The sequence below is a fragment of the Thermococcus sp. 9N3 genome, from assembly GCF_012027685.1.
Taxonomy (GTDB): Archaea; Methanobacteriota_B; Thermococci; order Thermococcales; family Thermococcaceae; genus Thermococcus; species Thermococcus nautili.
Genome location: NZ_SNUV01000001.1, coordinates 1,146,173 through 1,165,356 on the forward strand (window position 1 = coordinate 1,146,173; position 19,184 = coordinate 1,165,356).

Sequence of the window (19,184 nt, forward strand, 5' to 3'; positions counted from 1 at the left end):
TTAAAGGTTTTTGGCGAACCTAACCCGGTGAGGGCCGTGCAGGTCAGCAAGAGGGAGGAGGAGTACCTGGAGGCTATGTACATCCTTCACAAGAACAAGGGTGTAATCAGGGTTAAGGACATAGCCAAGATAATGAACGTCAAGCCCCCGAGCGTCGTTGATGCCCTCAAAAAGCTCGCCGAGAAGGGTCTCGTCGAGTACGAGAAGTACGACAGGATTCTCCTAACCGACGCGGGAAGGAAGATAGCCGAAGAGACTTACTCGAAGCATGTCTTCCTGACAAAGTTCTTCGTTGACATACTCGGCATCCCACCGGAGATAGCGGAGCACGACGCCTGCCAGTTCGAGCACTACGTCAGCGAGGTAACCGTCAAGAGGATGAAGGAGTTTGCTAAGTTCATCCAGGAGCAGTGCCCCTACGTTCTCAAGCAGTTCTTGAAGGAGAAACTGGAGGAGTGAATAAGGTTCTTTCTGATTCCGTCTTCCTGTTCCTCGTTTCGTTCTGCAGGATAAAGGAAAGAAGTCAGAAGAGACCGCCAAGGTAGGCGAAGTAAACCGCGAAGACGGCCGCAAGGGCGTACATGAGCGGGTGGACTTCCTTCCAGCGGCCGCTGAAGACCTTGAGGACGGTGTAGCTTATGAAGCCAGCACCGATTCCGTCGGCTATGGAGTAGGTGTAGGGTATCGTGATGAGCACTAGGAAAGCCGGAAGGGCCTCAGTGTGGTCGCTGAAGTCAACCTCCTTGAGGGCGCTGAGCATGTAGTAGCCGACTATGACGAGCGCTGGGGCGGTTGCAAAGGCCGGTATCGCACCGGCGAGGGGAGCGATGAAGAGACCGATTGCGAGGAAGAGGAATCCAGTAACGAGGGCAGTCATTCCCGTCCTTCCGCCCTCCTCGATTCCCGCGGCACTCTCAATGTAAGTGGTGACCGTTGACGTTCCGAGGACGGCACCGAAGGTCGTTCCTATCGCGTCCGTGAGGAGAACCTTCTCGGCATCGGGAACCCTTCCATCCCTAGTCAGGAAGCCGGCCTTGGCGCTCAAACCGGTGACGGTTCCAAGGGTGTCGAAGAAGTCAACCATGAAGAAAGCGAAGACAACCCCAAGGGCACCAGCGCTGAGGAGGCCGTGAAGGTCCATCTGCATAAAGGTGTAGCTTATCGTTGGTGTAGAGAACAGCTTCTCAGGCCAGGGAGCGGCGCCGGTAATCCAACCGAGGACACTTGTGGTGAGTATCGATATGAGAAGGGCCCCCTTCACGCGCCTCGCGATGAGGATTCCAGTGAGGAGGACTCCAAAAACGAAGAGCAGTATCTGTTTTGATAACAGAACATCCGTATTCAACCCTGTGAATTTGAGGGTTCCGCTCAGGAGAACGGTCTTTCCGAGGGGAATAACGGCGTCCTTGGCACCCTCAACCTGTGCGGAGAGCAGGCCAACGTCGTTCAGGCCAATGAGCGTCAGGAACAGACCAATTCCAGCACCGATGGCGTACTTCTGGCTCCTTGGGATGGCGTGGATTACCGCACTCCTGACCTTGGTAAGGGTGAGCGCGATGAAGATTAGACCCTCAACGAAGACCGCTGCGAGGGCGACCTTCCAGCCGTATTTGGGGGCTACCGTGTAGGCAAAGTAGGCGTTAAGACCCATTCCCGGCGCGAGGGCGAATGGCTTCTTGGCGTAGATGCCCATGAGAATCGTTGTGAAACCCGCTGAAAGGGCAGTAACGGCAACGAGCGAGTCAAATGCCTCCTTTCCCATCGCCGCGCTGAGTATCTGCGGGTTGACAAAGAGAATGTACGCCATCGTGAGGAACGTCGTTATTCCAGCGAGGACTTCGGTCTTCATATTGGTTCCATACTTGTCAAACTCAAAGTACCGCTCAAACCACTCCATAAGCGTCCCTCCATTGGTTGACATAGAAACGGCGATAAAACGGATTTATAAAACTTTTTTTGACATAAACCTGTTATAAACTGAGGAGGGAGAAAGACCTTACTAATATGCCCACTCGTGGAGGAACGCGGTTTGGCTCAAAGGGCAAATCCGGCAGTGGGCGCTCCGCTATGATGGTATGGCCCCCAACGTCAAGATAAAGCCTCATCCTCCCCGGAAGAAGCTCGTAACCGGTAACAGTGGCATCTTCACCCTCCGTTATCAACACACTTTCAGGCCTGAAGAACACCTTAACTTTCCCATCAACACCAACCGAGAACTCAAGGTTTCCAAGCCTCGCCACGCCGTTCTCAGCTTCGAGCTCAAGGATGTTGCTCGTCCCGAGGAAGCGCGCCACGAACTCCGTCCTGGGTTTGTAGTAGAGCTCAAGTGGCTCCCCAATCTGTTCGATTCTTCCGACGTTCATAACCGCTATCCTATCGCTAACCGCCATCGCTTCCTCCTGGTCGTGGGTGACGTAGACCGTCGTTATCCCGAGCTCGCGCTGAATCCGCCTTATCTCGGAGCGGAGGCGCTCCCTTATCTTCGCGTCGAGGTTGCTGAGGGGCTCGTCCAGGAGCAGAACTTCCGGCTCAATAACAAGAGCCCTCGCGAGGGCGACGCGCTGTTGCTGTCCTCCACTCAACTGCTCGGGATAGCGGTTTTCGAGGCCGGAGAGGCCAACGAGTTCGAGTGCCCACTTAACTCTTCTTTCTATCTCTCCCCTCGGGAGCTTCCTCATCTCCAGTCCGAAGGCGATGTTCTTGAAGACCGTCATGTGGGGAAAGAGCGCGTAGTCCTGAAAGACTATGCCGATGTTCCTCTCGTTGGGCTCAAGGTCTGTAACGTCGTTACCGCCAAAGAGAACCCTCCCCCCGTCTGGCTTTTCAAGGCCCGCTATAATCCTCAGCGTCGTCGTTTTTCCACAGCCACTCGGGCCAAGCAACGTCAGGAACTCGCCGTCCTTCACAGAGAGGTCAACGCGAAGCTCAAAGCCGTCCCAACGCTTGCTTACGTTCCTGAGCTCAACGCTCACCATACCTCCTCACCGACCTTTTCTATTATTAGGAATCCTATTGCCGACACAACCATCAGGATGACCGAGAGGGCAGAAGCGCTCCCGAAGTGCCTCGCGCCAAGGAACTTGTAAACGGCGAGGCTTATCGTGGTGTACTCCGGCGGGGCGAGCATGTAGGTCGCTCCCAGCTCGGCTATGCTCATCGCGAAGGCGAAGATTGCCCCGACGATGAGGCTTCCAAGGGCCAGTGGCAGTTCCACCCTCAGGAAGGCCTTCCACTCGTTGGCCCCAAGCGTCAAGGCGGCCTCGCGCAGGTTCCGCTTTATCTTGGCAAGTCCTGTTGATAGGGAGCGGAAGACGAAGGGGTAGGCTATGATGGAGTGGGCTATAGCCACAATCCAGAAGGTGTAGTAGAGGGGTGTTGACTGGAAGACCATTATGTAGCCGAGCGCGACCGTTACTGGGGAACTCGCAAGGGGTAGCATGACGAGAACGTCGAGAACGCGCTTTCCCCGGAAGTCCCAGCGGTTCAGGAGATAAGCGAGCGGGAGCGCGACGAGAATCGAGATTACAACGGTCGTGAAGCCGAAGAGGAGGGAGTTCTTTATCGCACCGAGGGTCGAGACGCCGAACATCGGGTTGTACTCCGGCGAGAAGACCCTGCGGTAGTTCTCAAGGCTTAGGTGACCGTTGAAGAGAAGGGAGTCGTAAACTATTGCCAGCAGGGGGGCGACGATGAATACGAACACGAGAACCGAATACAGGACCACGCCCAGCCCCTTGATGCTGAGGAAATCCCTCGGACCAAGCTTCTGAGGTCTTTGAAGAACCCTCTGCTCCTCCCTTTTCGAGTAGGCATCGAGGGAACGGAGGTAGAGGTACATGAAGAGGGCGCTCAGCGTTATCTGAATCACCGCCAGAGCGGAGCCGGTCCGGAAGTCAAGGAGGGTCATGACGGTCGAGAAGATGTCCACCTCCATGGTCACGTAGCGGTAGCCACCGAGGATTAGAGGGATTGAGAAGCTCAGGAAGCAGAAGACGAAGGTGAGCATTGCGGAGGCAAAGATTGCGGGCGAAATTAGGGGCAGGGTCACCTTCCAGAAAAGCCTGAAACCCCGCGCCCCGAGCGTCCTGGCCATCTCCTCGTAGTGGGGATTAACGCGTTGCCAGAGCGACGAGACCATCCTAACCACTATCGGGAAGTTGTAAAAGGCGTGGGCGAGGAGTATGGCCTTCCACGTGTAGATTATCCTCAGGTCGCGTCCGATTAGGTGGGCTATGAAACCGTCCTTTCCGAAGAGCAGGATGAAGCCAAGGGCAACCATTATTCCGGGCATTACGAAGGGAACCGTCAGAATGGCCCGGATTACCCTCTTGCCCGGAAAGTCGTACTTGGCGAATATGTACGCCCCGGGGAGGCCAATGAGGAGCGTAAGAGCGGTCGAGGCGAGCGCCTGGCCGATTGTAAAGCGTATAACCCACCGGTGGTAGGAGTTGCCGAGGACTGCCGAGAGGAACTTGAGCGTTGGACCGTTATCCCAGAGGCCCAGCCTTAGAATATCCACCATAGGCAGGTAGAAGAAGACCAGCAGGAACGCCAGCGGGATGACAAGGACAACGTAGCCGGCCCTAAACCTCATGGCCAAAACTCGGTTTTGCCTCTTTATAAGCGTTGATTGGGCAAGTTTGTTAAATCCAGTGTGATATCTATTCACCGGTGATACCATGAAGGCCCCCGAGCTGGGAATCAAAATCGGCGTTTACGAACACGGGAAGAGAAACTCGATAGCAGATTTGGGCGTTAAAGTCGGCCACGCGACGCTCATCGAGGGAGAAGACGTGAGAACTGGCGTGACGGTTCTTCTGCCACCGGTCAAGAACCCCTACAAAGAGAGGCTCTTCGCCTCGACCTTCGTCATGAACGGCTTCTCCAAGCCGATAGGCTTCGTTCAGGTTGACGAGCTCGGCTACATCGAGACTCCGGTAGCTCTGACGAACACGCTGAGCGTCTACACGGTTGCGAGCGCGATGGTGAAGCATATGATTGAGCTGAACCCCGATTTAAAGAGCGTTTCCCCGGTCGTCATGGAGTGCAATGACGCTTACCTCAACAACGTCAGGAAAATGGCAGTTAAGGAGGAGCACTACTTCGAGGCCCTCAAAAACGCCTCGCTGGACTTCGAGGAAGGTGCCGTTGGAGCGGGAACCGGAATGAGCGCCTTCGAGTTCAAAGGAGGAATAGGCTCGTCTTCACGGGTCGTCGAGATAGGTGGTGAAGAGTACACCGTTGCCTCGCTCGTCCTTGCGAACTTCGGAAAACGGGAGGACCTGACCATAGCTGGAGTTCCGGTTGGCCTCGAGCTGAAGGACTACCCTGGAAGGGGAACCTCTGGTAAGGGTAGCATCTCGATGGTCGTTGCAACGGACGCTCCGCTAACGGCGAGGCAACTGAAGAGGCTCGCGAAGAGGGCAGTTGTTGGCCTCGCGAGAACCGGTGGCTACGCCTACCACGGCAGTGGCGACGTCGTCTTAGCTTTCTCGACCGCTCAAACCGTTCCCTTCGACAAAGAACCACACCCGATAAGTTTCCTGCCGGACAACTCCCTCAGCAGACTCTTCAAGGCAACGGCTGAGGCGACGGAAGAAGCCATAATCAACGCCCTCCTCCAAGCGAAAACCGTCGAGGGCAACGGCCACGTGAGGTACGCTCTGCCGGTCGAGAAACTGCTCGAGATAATGGAAAGGTACGGGAGGCTCGAGAGAAGCACCCAGTGAGTTTGTGGTTTTTCTTACACTTTTTAGTAGTTGCTTATTGGAATATTTTAAGTTGGCACTATAAAAACAACGGAAGATAGAAATTCTTAAATATGCAATTTTTTCTTCATAATCGGGGGTGATGAACTTGACGCGGATAGTGTTAACGGCCGACGAGACTCTGACGAGCACATACCACGACGTCCCACTGCTCGACTTTCTGGGCTGTGCTCCCTACGACAAACTCCCCAAATGGGTCTTCAGGGTGATGGACTCCCAGCTCCCTGACAGGGACGGCGTTCTAACGCAGGCCCCCTACGGCCTCAGGAAGGTTGAGGCAGCGCTCCTTCGGGACGGGTTTAAGCGGAGCGAGGTCGTAGTTGCCCACCCGCGGAAGGTCGAGAAGTTCATAGGAGCGGATACCACCGTAGTGGCGCTCTACGAGATGGACCCCCTTGGTCTCGGTCCAGTGAGCATGATGTTCACCAACGGGGGACAGTGGAAGAACTACACCAGCGTCAAGTTCAGGGAGCTCGTGGAGAGGATAAACGCGGTCAGGGAAAGGAGGGGCCTCGATTTCAAGCTCGTCGTCGGGGGCCCGGGCGCGTGGCAGCTGGAGTTCAGGAGGGAAGAGCGCGAGAGGCTCGGAATAGACCACGTTGTCATCGGAGAGGTTGACCACATCGCCGGAGAGCTCTTTCGGGAGATAGAATCTGGAACGGCTGACGAGACCGTGATGGTTAAGGGATGGCCGAGGGTTGAGCAGATTCCAACGATAGTCGCCCCCTCCTATAAGGGGCTCGTTGAGGTCATGCGGGGCTGTGGAAGGGGCTGCCGCTTTTGCGAGCCAAACCTAAGGGTCGCCCGCTTTATGCCGCTTGAGAGAATCGAGGAGGAAATAAAGCTCAACGTCAGGGCAGGGATAGACCACGCATGGCTCCACAGTGAGGATATTTTCCTCTACAGGGTCGAGGACAGGAAAACCTTCTACCCCAACGTCGATGCGGTCGTTGAGCTCTTTGAGACCGCCAGGAAGTACACGGGGAACGTGAACCCCACCCACGGAACCGTTGCGGCGGCGCTGGCCGCACCCGGCATGATAGAGGTTATCTCGGGCATCGTTGACGCCGGTCCAAACCACTGGATTGGAATACAGGTAGGTTTCGAGACCGCGGCGCCGGAGCTCATTGGAAAGTACATGAACAACAAGATGAAGCCGTTCTCGCCGGAGGAGTGGCCGTGGGTTCTGCTCAACGGAACTTACGTATTCAACAAGAACTACTGGTTCCCGGCGTACACCACGATACTCGGTCTGCCCGGTGACACCGACGAGTATGAAATAGAAACCGCCAGGCTAATAATCACGATGGAGAGGGAGCTCGAGACCAAACTCGGCAACAGGGCCCACTTTACCGTCACGCCCCTCGCCTTCGTGCCAATGGGACTCCTAAAGGACCAGGAGTTCTACCGCATCGAGGACATGATAACCTACGGCCAGTTCCTGCACCTCTACTACGCATGGAAGCACCTCGGAAAGGAAGTCGTTAGGGGACTGCCGCAGTTGCTCCGCGGAAATCCCTTCCTGATTCCCTTCTACCCCCTTGCACGCCTTGGCGTGAGAGCCGTCCTCAGGCAGATAGAGAAATGGGGTAAGAAGAGGGGCTACGAAGTTAAACCCCTAGAGCCACTCGATTTGCACGTGGATGTGGATGAACACAGATGGTACGACCAGCCAAGCTTCGCCGAGGCTTACTAAACCCTTATCTCCTCGTACTTCTTCTTCATCAGGAGCGCGTCCTCCTCGATGTTGGGGCTCTCGCTTATGACGACGCCCTTGACGCGGAACTCCTTTAGAACCCTGAGCAGGTCCTCCCAGTTCATGTCACTCTCCTGGAGCGGGAGGTGCCTCTTCTCCCCCTTCTCAGTGTACTCGATACCGCTCATGTGAATGTGCATGTTGTCTAAGGCCTCTCTGCCAAGCCTGTCCTCGATAAAGGCCAGCATCTCGCGCCATTCCTCAACGGAGTTGCATTTGCCCCGGTTCCTCGCGTGGGCGTGCGCGAAGTCTATCGTCGGAAGAACCGTCTCAAGCTCCTCGCTGAGCTTCACTATCTCCTTAAGGTCGCCGAACTGGGTCGGCTTTCCGGTCAGCTCGGGCCTGAGCCAGACCTTGACGCCCCTGTCCAGGAGTTCCCTCTCAATCTCCTTCAGCGCGTCCCTGATTCTGTTGTAGACCTTCGCAGGGTCCTGCTTGAGGTAATAACCGGCGTGAAAGACGACGCTCCAGCCGCCGGCGTCGTAAAGCCTCTCGGCGCTCTGGATTATCCTCTTTTTGCTCGCCTCGACCTTTGCCTTCTCGCTCGCGTTGAGGTTGATGTAGTAAGGAGCGTGCGCCGTGAGCAGGACGTCGTGCTTTTTAGCGACGTACTTGATTTTCTTCGCGAGTTCTGGCTTGAGGTTGACGCCCCTGACAAACTCCAGCTCCATCGCATCTAACCCGAGGTTCCTCACGTGGATTATGCCGTCTATCGTTGAGCGCTTCGGCGTTGAGAGCGGTATCCCAGCGGTTCCGAAACGCAACCTGTCTACTTTGAACATCTCTCCCACCGGTTTGATTAGGGAAGCCTAACTTAAAAACTTACCTCCACCTTCTCCCCAAGGTAGTCCTCCAGCTTCTTCAACTCCTCCTTGAGCTCGGCCTCGATTCTCAGAAGTTTTCTCTCGAGTTTCTTAACGTCGTCCGCCAGCAGGGACAGCTCCCGTTCTATGGCAAGGAGTTCATCCTGAACGGGCTTAACGCTTCTCAGGAGCTCTTCCCGCTGTGCCTCAAGCCCTTTCAGTTCCCTACGAAGTTCACTCAGCTCGGACAGCTTGCCCTCAAGGTTTTCGAGTAGCCACTCCGCCGATTTTTTGGCTTTTCCCTCAAGTCTCGGGTAGACGTTGACGAGGAGGGACAGGAACTCTTTGGGCCTCTCAATTGCAACCCCGCTGTCTCGGGCAACCTCATCGGCTATTCCGCCGAGGCGCATCCTCTTAAGCGGTTTCTGGAGCTTTGAGACCTTCGAACGGAGTTCAAGCTCGATTGAACGAATCTTAGAAGAAACTTCACGAGCCTCTTTCTCAACTCTCGTGAACTCCTCCGATGAGAGAAGGGACTCGAGTTTTTTCCTCTCCTCTTCGAGTTCGTGGGCGAGTCTTGAAAGCGCATCCCTCTTGGCCTGGAATTCACGCTGAGCCTTTCTGAGCTCCTCAAGCTTCTCCACGACGTCAATCTCGGGCGGAATAGTTCCCTCAAGTTCTGCTCTGAACTCAGTATAACCTTCACTGAGCTCTTTGAGAAGGGAATTGACTGCGTAGACCTCTTTCTCGAAGAGAATCATAACGTGCTTCCCGTAGTCGACGTGGACTTTCGCAAGGTCTGGAAGACGCTTTCCGAGGTCATCGATGGTCTGAATTCCCTCAACGGCGTGTCTCATCGCACTTACGTAGTTCCTCCGGTCGGCTTCAACTATCTGGAGGAGCCTCTCATCCACGTTCTTTGGGGGTTTGGCCTTTTCCAGCTTCCCAACGGCCTTGAGAAGTTCCTTTTTCTTCTTGCCAAGCCACTTATTGTACTTCTTCCTGAGTTTTTCGGCCTTTTTCAGGCCTTCTTCACGCCTTAGCTCGTACTCCCGTATCGCTTCCTCCAGTCTCAACCTTCATCCATCCTTTAACTTTTCCACGGAGGTAAACACCAACCACGACGGCGAGCGCAACGTCGGCAATCGCGAAGAGCAGTTTCTGGAAGACATCTATGTCCGAAATCGTCAGTATCGCGAGGGCGTAGCGGGTGGTAAGGTCAATAGTCACCCAGAGGGCCGGCGTCATGAGAAGGGCAGACGCGTAGTACCAGATGTGGTGGTCCCTCTTGAGGTAGGCCTGGATTACCCTTCCGGCCATCATAACCGCGATTCCCAGGGCAATCGAGCCCGCAAGGGCGTTGAGGTAAATCAGAGTCGCCAGGAGCGACGTTCCCGGATAACTGCCGATTAGTTTGAGCGAATAGCTCTCAAGGTTCAGGTAGGCGTTGATTGCACCGCTCGCTATGACGAGTATTCCCGCAACGAAGGAGAGGACAACGACGAACTGCTCAACGACTGCCTTCCTGAGGGACGCCAAAAGGTGACCTAAGCTGAAGTTGAAGCCCTTGGTGAAGAATATCCCGCCGATTATGAGAAGGACAGTCCCCCAAATCACCGTTGAAACTATCTTCTCACTCTCGGGATACCACACACCGACGAGCTTGGCTATTCCGTAGAGTAAGGCCATCAGACCAGGAATGCCGAAGACAACGCGCGCGACCTCGGGGTCGCTCAGGATTTCCTTCATGTACTTGACGATGATATACCAGGTCGTCTCGATGCTCGGGCTCTGCTTGACGACGACGCGGTGGGAGGTTATGATTGGGACCTTTGAGGTGATAATCGGAAAAATCTGCTCGTCTTCGGCCCCATCGGTAACTGGGATAACTCCATCGGCCGGAAAGACCTTGAGAACTTCCTCAAGCTGTCTCGCGAGTTCCATATCGCTCTTTAGCCCAACTTTCGGGTGGCCGGTTATTATCGCAACCTCAACCTCGTCGAATTCACCCTTCTCCTCAAGTTCGTCCCTCAGCTTAACGGCCGCGTAAACGACGTTCGCGTCGCTGTCCTCCGGGTCGGCGAGGCTGAGCTTCAGGGCGGCATCGATACAGGCATCTCTCCCTATGACCGGCCCCTTAACGCCCGCCTTCTTGCCGAAGTCGTCATCGCGGTCAATTGCCAGAACGAGAACCCTCATCACCGCACCTCTCCAACCTTTTCGAGGACGGATTTGACCTTGTCCTCCATGTGCCTCTCCTTGTCGCGCCTGTCGTCAATCCTTATCGTTGTGGAAACCCTCTCCGCGCCGAGCTTGAACATCAGCTCGTGGGCCTCTTCGATTATATCGAAGGCCTCTCTAACGGTCTTTGTCTCGATGATGGTGGCCATCGGCGTCAACTGATATTTAACGCCCTTCCTCTCTAAAAGCTTTATCACCTCGGCGACGTACCTGCTCAGGCTCTTCTCCCCGAGGGGAACGACCACGAACTCGACGATGACCACCTTCGACACCCGCTTTAATCTTTCTCGGCAGTAATTTAAGGGTTGCGATAGGTTAATAAACTAACGAGAAGTAAGTTTAACGGGTGAGAGCATGTACAGGATTAAGGACGAGTGGGGTGAGTTCTTAGTTAGGCTCGCAAGGAGAGCCATCGAGGAGTACGTGAGGAACGGGAGGGTCATCGAACCTCCGGAGGACACACCGCCGGAGCTCTGGGAGAAAATGGGTGTCTTCGTGACCCTCAACCGCTACAACGTCCCGCCTCAGATGGCGCTCCGGGGATGCATAGGCTTTCCCCTGCCGATTTACCCGCTGGTCGAGGCGACGATAAAGGCGGCAATCCACGCGGCCGTGGAAGACCCGCGCTTCCCGCCCGTTAGACCAGAGGAGCTCGACGAGCTCACCATCGAGGTCAGCGTCCTGACCCCGCCTGAACCGGTAGAGGGCCCACCCGAGGAGAGGCCGAGGAAGATAAAGGTAGGCAGGGACGGCCTGATAATCGAGAAGGGCATCTACTCGGGCTTACTGCTCCCGCAGGTGCCGATAGAGTGGGGCTGGGACGAGGAAGAATTCCTGGCCCAGACCTGCTGGAAGGCCGGCCTACCGCCCGACTGCTGGCTCGACCCGGATACAAAGGTCTACCGCTTCACCGCTGAGATCTTCGAGGAGGAGTGGCCGAGGGGACCGGTGAGGAGGAAGCCGGTGATTTAACCCTTTCTCATCTTCGCTATGAAGAAGCTGTTGCAGTCGTGCCTGTGCGTCCACGCGCGGAAGACTTTATCGCCGATTTCGAGGAAGCCCCTATCGCCCCAGCTGAAATCGTAAGGAAGAAGCTCCAGTCCAACCCTCTCGACGGCGAAGAGGACGTTCTCCTCGTCTTCGTCAACCCTAATCGAGCACGTCGAATACGTCATCTCTCCTCCATCACGGAGGTTCTCGTAGGCGTTGCGGAGCATGTTCCTCTGAACGCTTATTATGCGCTTGATTTTCCCCTCGTCGAAGCGCCACTTCACTTCAGGGAACTGTCTGTAGGTTCCGGAGCTTGAGCACGGGGCGTCGAGGATTATCTTATCGAACCTGTCCTTGTCCTTAAAGCTCTGCCCGTCCGCGTGAACCAGCTTGACGTTCTTAATCCCTAGGAGCTTCATCTTCTCCTTCATGCGCATCAGCCTGTCGTAGGAGTAGTCCACCGCGACTATCTCGCCTTTGTTCTCCATTAACGCGGCGGCGTGGAAGGTTTTTGAACCGGGGGCGGCGGCCAAATCTAGAACCCTCTCGCCCGGCTCTGGGTTGAGAACGTGGGCGACGTAAGCGCTCGCTAAATCCTGAATGACGAACTTCCCCTCTTTATACCAGTCGAGCCTCGTCACCGGCGTCTTGTAGTCGAGAACCTTTAGAACGTCCGGAACTGGCGTTAGGGCAGTCCTCACGCCGTTTTCCTCAAGGTAATCGCGGAGAGAATCTACGTCGGTCTTGAGCGTGTTCGCGCGAACGTAGTACCTCTGAGGCCTGTTGTTGCTGAGGAGAAGCCTTACAGCTTCGTCGTAGCCCAGAAGCTCTATCACGTACTCAACGTACCAGCGCGGGTGGGAGAAGCGAACAGAAAGCCACTCAATTCTATCCCTCTCCTTGAGCCGTTTCAAAGCCCTCTCCACGTCGAACTTCTCTATCGAGTGCATCAGCGCGTTGACGAACTTCGCCCGGCTGAAATCAAAGCGCTCCTTGACGACCCTCACGACGGAGTCGGTAGCTATGGCGGGAGGAACCTTCCGGAAGTGGATTTCAAACGTCCCGATGCGGAGGAGATTGGCGAGATAGGGGTCGAGGTCTTCAACCTTCGAGCCCTTCAGCACGGAGTTTATGATGAAATCTATCTTGGCCCTCCACTTCTCAATCTCAAAGACGTAGGCATGAGCCAATCCGCGAGCCTTCTCCCTGTCCCTTCCGGCAACCTTCCGGAAGACCCGCTCAAGGGCGTGCTTGGAGGAGAGCTCGCGCTCCTCAACTAAGCTCAAAGCGTCCACAACGACCTCCTGAAAGCTCACCCTGTAAAACAGCTCCATGCTCGGGGCTTTACGGGACGCTTTAAAAAGGTGGCGGTGAGGTTTATTAGGATTGAATGCAATCTCCCACCGGTGGGAGCATGGAAGAGGTTGACAGGCTCGTCTTCAACTTTCCCCTGTTCAAAGATTACCGTGAGAAAGAGCGCTTCCTAAAGGTGGTTGGACTTCTCGTAAGCCACCAGATAACGTTTGAGAAAGCCGCAGAGTTGCTCGATATGAGGTTAGATGAACTTGCGTTTCTCCTCGACAAGTTAGGTGTTGAGTACTCCCTTCTCGATGAGGAGGAGGCGAGGTTAGAAAAGGAAGAAGCAAAAAGAATTTTGGAGGAGCTGAAACGTGAGGGCCGTCTTTAACTCTTCGCCTCTAATAACCCTAGCCAAGTTGGGATACCTAGACGTTGCGGTTAGTCTTTTTGAAAAAGCAATAATTCCTAGAGGAGTTTTGGAGGAGATTACGACGAAAGAAGATGATGCCAGTTCGTCAGTACTTAGGCTCATTGAAGAAAAACGCATAGAACTCCACGAGGTCAGTTCAACTCCAGTGTATCCCGGCCTACACAGGGGAGAGCTCGAGGCAATAGCGCTCTCAAAGGAAACTGACTCAATCGTCGTTCTTGATGATTTAAAGGCCAGAAAAGCCGCAAGGCTTGAAGGAATACGTGTCATTGGAACGCTGGGCATATTGAAAATTTTACTTGACGGTGGGCTTATTGAAGAGAAACCCGATGAGCTTCTGAGTAAACTGAACCGTATCGGTTTTAGGATTCGTCCAGAGTTGTTTTACGAGGTTATGGGTGGTGAGTTCTCATGATTCTCGATACCGACTACATCACCGAGAACGGGAAGCCCGTGATAAGGGTCTTCAAGAAGGAGAACGGCGAGTTTAAAATCGAGTACGACAGAACCTTCGAGCCCTACTTCTACGCCCTTCTGAAGGACGATTCTGCGATAGAGGACGTCAAGAAGGTAACGGCAAAGAGGCACGGAACGGTTGTCAAGGTGAAGCGCGCCGAGAAGGTGCAGAAGAAGTTCCTCGGCAGGCCGATAGAGGTCTGGAAGCTCTACTTCAACCATCCTCAGGACGTCCCGGCGATTCGAGACAGGATACGCGCCCACCCCGCTGTCGTTGACATCTACGAGTACGACATACCCTTCGCCAAGCGCTACCTCATCGACAAGGGCCTGATTCCGATGGAGGGCGACGAGGAGCTTACGATGCTCGCCTTCGACATCGAAACGCTCTATCACGAGGGCGAGGAGTTCGGAACCGGGCCGATTCTCATGATAAGCTACGCCGACGGGAGCGAGGCGAGGGTGATAACCTGGAAGAAGATTGACCTTCCGTACGTTGACGTCGTCTCGACCGAGAAGGAGATGATTAAGCGCTTCCTCCGCGTCGTCAGGGAGAAGGACCCCGACGTGCTCATCACCTACAACGGCGACAACTTCGACTTCGCCTACCTGAAGAAGCGCTGTGAGGAACTCGGAATAAAGTTCACCCTCGGCAGGGACGGGAGCGAGCCGAAAATCCAGCGCATGGGGGACAGGTTTGCCGTCGAGGTGAAGGGCAGGATTCACTTTGACCTCTATCCCGTAATCCGGCGCACGATAAACCTCCCAACCTACACCCTTGAGGCCGTTTACGAGGCGGTCTTTGGAAAGCCCAAGGAGAAGGTTTACGCCGAGGAGATAGCGCAGGCATGGGAGAGCGGGGAGGGCCTTGAAAGGGTCGCCCGCTACTCGATGGAGGACGCGAAGGTGACCTACGAGCTGGGGAGGGAGTTCTTCCCGATGGAGGCCCAGCTCTCCCGTTTAATCGGCCAGAGCCTCTGGGACGTCTCGCGCTCGAGCACCGGAAATTTGGTGGAGTGGTTCCTCCTGCGGAAGGCCTACGAGAGAAACGAACTGGCCCCAAACAAGCCCGACGAGAAAGAACTTGCGAGACGGCGCGGGGGCTACGCAGGTGGGTACGTTAAGGAACCAGAGCGAGGATTATGGGACAATATTGTGTATTTAGACTTTAGGTGCCACCCAGCCGACACAAAGGTTGTAGTCAAGGGGAAGGGCATAATCAACATAAGCGAAGTACGGGAGGGAGACTACGTCCTTGGTATAGATGGCTGGCAGAAGGTCAAAAAAGTCTGGGAGTATGACTACGAAGGAGAACTCATCAATATAAACGGTCTAAAGTGTACCCCCAACCACAAGCTACCAGTGGTGGGAAAGAACGAGAGACAGACCAGGATAAGGGACAGCCTCGCCAAGTCGTTCCTTACAAAGAAAGTTAAGGGCAGGTTAATAACCACACAGCTCTTTGAAAAAATTGGAAGGATTGCGGGGCAGAACGTGTCCGAGGAGGAAGTGCTTAAGGGAGAACTTGCGGGGATAATCCTCGCAGAAGGCACTCTCATAAGGAAAGACGTGGAGTATTTTGATTCATCACGGGGCAAGAAGAGGATATCGCATCAGTACAGGGTCGAGATAACCGTTGGAGAACATGAGGAAGAGTTCATAGGGAGAATAGTCTACATTTTCGAAAAACTCTTTGGTGTAACCCCCAGAATCACCAGGAAAGAATGCACCAAGGCTGTAACTCTCAAAGTCGCCAAGAAAGAGGTCTACCTCAAGGTCAAGGAACTCATGGACAACGTTGAGAACCTTCACGCTCCTTCCGTTCTGAGAGGCTTCTTTGAAGGCGACGGAACGGTCAACAGGGTTCGCAGGACGATAGTCGCAAACCAAGGCACCAACAACAAGTGGAAAATCGAAATCGTATCAAAGCTCTTAGAAAAACTCGAAATCCCCCACAGCAAGTACACTTACGAGTACACCGAAAGGGGGAAGAACCTGACGAGGTACATCATTGAAATTACGGGCAGGGACGGCCTTATACTCTTCCAAACGCTGGTGGGGTTCATAAGCACGGAAAAGAACCAGGCTCTTAGCGAGGCAATCATGGGCAGAGAGATGAACCGCCTCGAAGACAACGCCTTTTACAGCCTCTCTGAGTTCAAAGCAACTAAAGAGTACTACAAGGGTAAGGTCTACGATTTAACTCTGGAGGGAACGCCCTACTACTTCGCCAACGGCATACTGACACACAACTCTCTGTACCCCTCAATCATCATAACCCACAACGTCTCGCCGGACACGCTCAACCGCGAGGGCTGTAAAGAGTACGACGTCGCCCCGGAGGTTGGACACAAGTTCTGCAAGGACTTCCCCGGCTTCATACCGAGCCTCCTGGGAGACTTGCTCGAGGAGAGGCAGAAGATAAAGCGGAAGATGAAGGCAACGGTTGACCCGCTGGAGAAGAAGCTCCTCGATTACAGGCAGAGGGCTATCAAAATCTTAGCCAACAGTCTCCTGCCAGAGGAATGGATTCCGGTAGTTAAGAACGGAGACATCAAGCTCGTCAGGATTGGCGAGTTCGTTGATGGACTCATGAAGGACGAAAAGGAGCGGGTCAAAAGGGACGGAAACACTGAGGTTCTGGAGGTCAGTGGAATTCACGCCTTTTCGTTTGACAGGAAATCCAAGAAAGCCCGCCTAATGCCAGTGAAAGCCCTGATAAGGCATCGCTATTCTGGAAACGTCTACGAGATAACCCTGAGCTCAGGCAGGAGAATAACCGTAACAGAGGGCCACAGCCTTTTCGCTTACAGGAATGGGGAGCTCGCGGAGGTAACTGGCGGGGAAATCAGAGCCGGAGACCTCCTCGCGGTTCCAAAGCGCGTGCACCTGCCCGAAAGAAAGGAAACGTTGAACATTGTCCAACTACTTCTCGAACTGCCGGAGGAAGAAACGGAGGACATAGTACTGACGATTCCGACGAGAGGCAGAAAGAACTTCTTCAAGGGAATGCTCAGAACCCTCCGGTGGATTTTCGGTGAGGAAAAGAGGCCGAGAACTGCGAGGCGCTACTTGAAGCACCTGGAGGAGCTCGGATACGTAAAACTCAGGAAAATCGGCTACGAAATCATCGACGGGGAAGGGCTCAAAAAGTACAGGACCCTCTACGAGGGCTTGGTGGAAGCCGTCAGATACAACCGCAATAGAAGGGAGTATCTCATCGAATTCAACGCCGTTAGAGACGTTATAGCGCTCATGCCTGAGGAGGAGCTGAAGGAGTGGAAAATTGGAACCAGAAACGGCTTTAAAATGAGCCCGTTTATAGAGGTCGATGAGAACTTCGCAAAGCTCCTTGGCTACTACGTGAGCGAGGGCTACGCGGGCAAGCAGAGGAACCCAAAGAACGGCTGGAGTTATTCCGTTAAGCTTTACAACAACGATGAGAGCGTTCTCGACGACATGGAGCGTCTCTCAGAAAGGTTCTTTGGAAAGGTGAGGCGTGGGAAGAACTACGTCGAGATTCCAAAGAAAATGGCGTGCATTATCTTTGAGGCTCTCTGCGGGACTTTAGCGGAGAACAAGCGGGTTCCAGAGGTAATCTTCACATCTCCTGAGAGCGTGCGCTGGGCATTCCTTGAGGGATACTTCATCGGCGATGGCGACGTTCACCCGAACAAGGGGGTTCGCCTTTCGACAAAGAGCGAGATTTTGGTGAACGGCCTGGTCCTTCTCCTCAACTCCCTCGGCGTCTCTGCCATCAGGCTTAGATACGACAGCGGAGTTTACAGGGTCTACGTTAACGAGGAGCTTCCGTTCACGGACTACAAAAAGAAAAAGAACGCCTATTATTCCCACGTCATACCTAAGGAAGTGCTTGGGGAAACGTTCGGTAAGGTCTTCCAGAAGAACATGAGCTACGAAAAGTTCCGGGAGCTCGTTGATAACGGAAGACTCGACGGGGAGAAGGCCAAGAGAATAAAATGGCTAATCAGTGGGGACATCGTCCTCGACAGGGTCGTGGAAGTCAAGAAGAGACACTATGAAGGCCACGTCTACGACCTGAGCGTCGAGGAGGACGAGAACTTTTTGGCTGGCTTTGGACTCCTCTACGCGCACAACAGTTACTACGGCTACTACGGCTACGCCAAGGCCCGGTGGTACTGCAGGGAGTGCGCCGAGAGCGTTACGGCATGGGGAAGGGAGTACATAGAAACCACCATTCGCGAAATAGAGGAAAAGTTTGGCTTTAAAGTGCTCTACGCGGACAGCGTTACTGGCGAAACCGAAATCATAATCAGGAGGAACGGAAAGGTTAAATTCGTGCCGATTGAAGAGCTCTTCCAGCGTGTTGATTATCGGATTGGGGAGAAAGAATACTGCGTTCTTGAAGGCGTTGAGGCTCTGACACTGGATAACAGAGGCCGGCTCGTTTGGAGAAAAGTTCCATATGTAATGAGGCACAGGACAAACAAGAGAATCTACCGCGTCTGGTTCACGAACTCGTGGTATCTCGACGTTACAGAGGACCATTCTCTGATTGTTGCCGAAAATGGTTTGAAAGAGGCCAAACCAACCGAAATTAAGGGAAAAACTCTAATAGCAGTCGAGAAAGGGCTCTCCGGGGTCAAACACGTTCAGCCCGCAAAGATAGAAGAAATCCCCTACGAAGGCTACGTTTACGACATCGAGGTAGATGGGACGCACCGGTTCTTCGCAAACGGAATCCTGGTCCACAATACGGACGGTTTCTTTGCAACAATCCCCGGAGCCGACGCCGAGACCGTGAAGAAGAAGGCCAAGGAGTTCCTCAAATATATCAACGCGAAACTGCCCGGCCTGCTCGAACTCGAGTACGAGGGCTTCTACGTGAGGGGGTTCTTCGTGACCAAGAAGAAGTACGCGGTGATAGACGAGGAGGGCAAGATAATCACGAGGGGCCTTGAGATTGTGAGGCGCGACTGGAGCGAGATAGCGAAGGAGACGCAGGCCAGGGTTCTCGAGGCGATACTCAAGCACGGTGACGTCGAGGAGGCCGTCAGGATAGTCAAGGAAGTGACGGAAAAGCTGAGCAAGTATGAAGTCCCGCCCGAGAAGCTGGTAATCCACGAGCAGATAACGCGCGATTTGAGGGATTACAAAGCCACAGGTCCACACGTTGCCGTTGCGAAGAGGCTCGCGGCGCGTGGAGTGAAAATCCGGCCGGGCACGGTGATAAGCTACATCGTCCTAAAGGGCTCTGGAAGGATAGGCGACAGAGCGATTCCCGCCGACGAGTTCGACCCGACGAAGCACCGCTACGATGCGGAGTACTACATCGAGAACCAGGTTCTGCCAGCGGTGGAGAGGATTCTAAAAGCCTTCGGCTATCGGAAGGAGGATTTGCGCTACCAGAAGACGAAGCAGGTCGGCTTGGGCGCGTGGCTGAAGGTGAAGAAGTAAGT

General features: G+C 54.3%; 15 protein-coding genes. 7 read left to right on the forward strand and 8 right to left on the reverse strand.

The genetic code is table 11. The annotated features are described in order from the left end of the window. Window positions 1-36: 36 nt before the first annotated feature. Entirely contained in the window at window positions 37-459 is a 423-nt protein-coding gene (locus E3E30_RS06485) for a metal-dependent transcriptional regulator (RefSeq protein WP_042692788.1), read from the forward strand. 64 nt (window positions 460-523) lie between these two features. On the opposite strand, the gene E3E30_RS06490 is transcribed toward E3E30_RS06485, so the two are convergent. The 3 genes from E3E30_RS06490 to E3E30_RS06500 form a co-directional block, all read right to left on the reverse strand. Beyond that, on the reverse strand, window positions 524-1,897 hold the full coding sequence (locus tag E3E30_RS06490) for an NCS2 family permease (protein WP_167729013.1): 1,374 nt from the start codon (window positions 1,895-1,897) through the stop codon (window positions 524-526). Window positions 1,898-1,970: 73 nt separating this feature from the next. Continuing rightward, window positions 1,971-2,975 (reverse strand): ABC transporter ATP-binding protein, encoded by a 1,005-nt coding sequence (locus E3E30_RS06495; protein ID WP_167728768.1) that lies wholly within the window; start codon window positions 2,973-2,975, stop codon window positions 1,971-1,973. Further along, on the reverse strand, window positions 2,969-4,594 hold the full coding sequence (locus tag E3E30_RS06500; RefSeq protein WP_167728769.1) for an iron ABC transporter permease: 1,626 nt from the start codon (window positions 4,592-4,594) through the stop codon (window positions 2,969-2,971). Before E3E30_RS06500 ends, E3E30_RS06495 begins: the two co-directional genes overlap by 7 nt. 85 nt (window positions 4,595-4,679) lie before the next feature. Between E3E30_RS06500 and E3E30_RS06505 the strand changes: the two genes are divergently transcribed. Together E3E30_RS06505 and E3E30_RS06510 are read left to right on the forward strand one after the other, a co-directional pair. Next, window positions 4,680-5,729, forward strand: a complete 1,050-nt coding sequence (locus E3E30_RS06505) for a P1 family peptidase (protein WP_167728770.1) — start codon at window positions 4,680-4,682, stop codon at window positions 5,727-5,729. 121 nt (window positions 5,730-5,850) lie between these two features. After that, complete coding sequence (locus tag E3E30_RS06510; protein WP_240922543.1) at window positions 5,851-7,464, forward strand: radical SAM protein; 1,614 nt, start codon at window positions 5,851-5,853, stop codon at window positions 7,462-7,464. Here the strand turns inward: E3E30_RS06510 and E3E30_RS06515 are convergent. Genes E3E30_RS06515 through E3E30_RS06530 form a run of 4 tightly spaced genes read right to left on the reverse strand, consistent with a single transcriptional unit; the run spans window position 7,461 to window position 10,831 of the window. Further along, window positions 7,461-8,306, reverse strand: a complete 846-nt coding sequence (locus E3E30_RS06515; RefSeq protein ID WP_167729015.1) for a deoxyribonuclease IV — start codon at window positions 8,304-8,306, stop codon at window positions 7,461-7,463. The two genes, E3E30_RS06510 and E3E30_RS06515, sit on opposite strands and share 4 nt — an antisense overlap. 32 nt (window positions 8,307-8,338) lie before the next feature. Further along, the gene (locus E3E30_RS06520; RefSeq protein WP_167728771.1) at window positions 8,339-9,403 is read right to left on the reverse strand and encodes a hypothetical protein; all 1,065 of its coding nucleotides are present in this window, start codon (window positions 9,401-9,403) and stop codon (window positions 8,339-8,341) included. After that, a complete protein-coding gene (locus E3E30_RS06525; protein ID WP_167728772.1) occupies window positions 9,360-10,526 on the reverse strand; it encodes a DUF373 family protein in 1,167 nt (388 codons plus the stop codon). Before E3E30_RS06525 ends, E3E30_RS06520 begins: the two co-directional genes overlap by 44 nt. After that, window positions 10,526-10,831, reverse strand: coding sequence for an MTH1187 family thiamine-binding protein (locus E3E30_RS06530; RefSeq protein ID WP_167729016.1), 306 nt, complete (start codon window positions 10,829-10,831; stop codon window positions 10,526-10,528). The genes E3E30_RS06525 and E3E30_RS06530 overlap by 1 nt, the downstream gene beginning before the upstream one ends. A gap of 91 nt (window positions 10,832-10,922) precedes the next feature. Between E3E30_RS06530 and E3E30_RS06535 the strand changes: the two genes are divergently transcribed. Continuing rightward, window positions 10,923-11,540, forward strand: coding sequence for a TIGR00296 family protein (locus E3E30_RS06535; RefSeq protein WP_167728773.1), 618 nt, complete (start codon window positions 10,923-10,925; stop codon window positions 11,538-11,540). Here the strand turns inward: E3E30_RS06535 and E3E30_RS06540 are convergent. Then, the gene (locus tag E3E30_RS06540; protein ID WP_167728774.1) at window positions 11,537-12,892 is read right to left on the reverse strand and encodes an RsmB/NOP family class I SAM-dependent RNA methyltransferase; all 1,356 of its coding nucleotides are present in this window, start codon (window positions 12,890-12,892) and stop codon (window positions 11,537-11,539) included. The two genes, E3E30_RS06535 and E3E30_RS06540, sit on opposite strands and share 4 nt — an antisense overlap. A gap of 80 nt (window positions 12,893-12,972) precedes the next feature. Here E3E30_RS06540 and E3E30_RS06545 point away from each other — a divergent pair, with 80 nt between their 5' ends. From E3E30_RS06545 to E3E30_RS06555, 3 genes are read left to right on the forward strand one after another with little or no spacing between them, the layout of a single operon-like run. Beyond that, the gene (locus E3E30_RS06545; RefSeq protein WP_042692757.1) at window positions 12,973-13,245 is read left to right on the forward strand and encodes a hypothetical protein; all 273 of its coding nucleotides are present in this window, start codon (window positions 12,973-12,975) and stop codon (window positions 13,243-13,245) included. Beyond that, on the forward strand, window positions 13,229-13,702 hold the full coding sequence (locus tag E3E30_RS06550) for a DUF3368 domain-containing protein (protein WP_167728775.1): 474 nt from the start codon (window positions 13,229-13,231) through the stop codon (window positions 13,700-13,702). Before E3E30_RS06545 ends, E3E30_RS06550 begins: the two co-directional genes overlap by 17 nt. Continuing rightward, window positions 13,699-19,182: a DNA polymerase domain-containing protein gene (locus E3E30_RS06555; RefSeq protein WP_167728776.1), complete on the forward strand. Its 5,484-nt coding sequence runs from the start codon at window positions 13,699-13,701 to the stop codon at window positions 19,180-19,182. The genes E3E30_RS06550 and E3E30_RS06555 overlap by 4 nt, the downstream gene beginning before the upstream one ends. Window positions 19,183-19,184: the final 2 nt, after the last annotated feature.

What these genes read in the sequence shown, in the direction of transcription:
- E3E30_RS06490 (WP_167729013.1), bottom strand. Translation starts at nt 1,897, where the DNA reads ATGGAGTGGTTTGAGCGGTACTTTGAGTTTGACAAGTATGGAACCAAT.
- E3E30_RS06495 (WP_167728768.1), bottom strand. Translation starts at nt 2,975, where the DNA reads ATGGTGAGCGTTGAGCTCAGGAACGTAAGCAAGCGTTGGGACGGCTTT.
- E3E30_RS06500 (WP_167728769.1), bottom strand. Translation starts at nt 4,594, where the DNA reads ATGAGGTTTAGGGCCGGCTACGTTGTCCTTGTCATCCCGCTGGCGTTC.
- E3E30_RS06505 (WP_167728770.1), top strand. Translation starts at nt 4,680, where the DNA reads ATGAAGGCCCCCGAGCTGGGAATCAAAATCGGCGTTTACGAACACGGG.
- E3E30_RS06510 (WP_240922543.1), top strand. Translation starts at nt 5,851, where the DNA reads ATGAACTTGACGCGGATAGTGTTAACGGCCGACGAGACTCTGACGAGC.
- E3E30_RS06515 (WP_167729015.1), bottom strand. Translation starts at nt 8,306, where the DNA reads ATGTTCAAAGTAGACAGGTTGCGTTTCGGAACCGCTGGGATACCGCTC.
- E3E30_RS06525 (WP_167728772.1), bottom strand. Translation starts at nt 10,526, where the DNA reads ATGAGGGTTCTCGTTCTGGCAATTGACCGCGATGACGACTTCGGCAAG.
- E3E30_RS06535 (WP_167728773.1), top strand. Translation starts at nt 10,923, where the DNA reads ATGTACAGGATTAAGGACGAGTGGGGTGAGTTCTTAGTTAGGCTCGCA.
- E3E30_RS06540 (WP_167728774.1), bottom strand. Translation starts at nt 12,892, where the DNA reads ATGGAGCTGTTTTACAGGGTGAGCTTTCAGGAGGTCGTTGTGGACGCT.
- E3E30_RS06545 (WP_042692757.1), top strand. Translation starts at nt 12,973, where the DNA reads ATGGAAGAGGTTGACAGGCTCGTCTTCAACTTTCCCCTGTTCAAAGAT.
- E3E30_RS06555 (WP_167728776.1), top strand. Translation starts at nt 13,699, where the DNA reads ATGATTCTCGATACCGACTACATCACCGAGAACGGGAAGCCCGTGATA.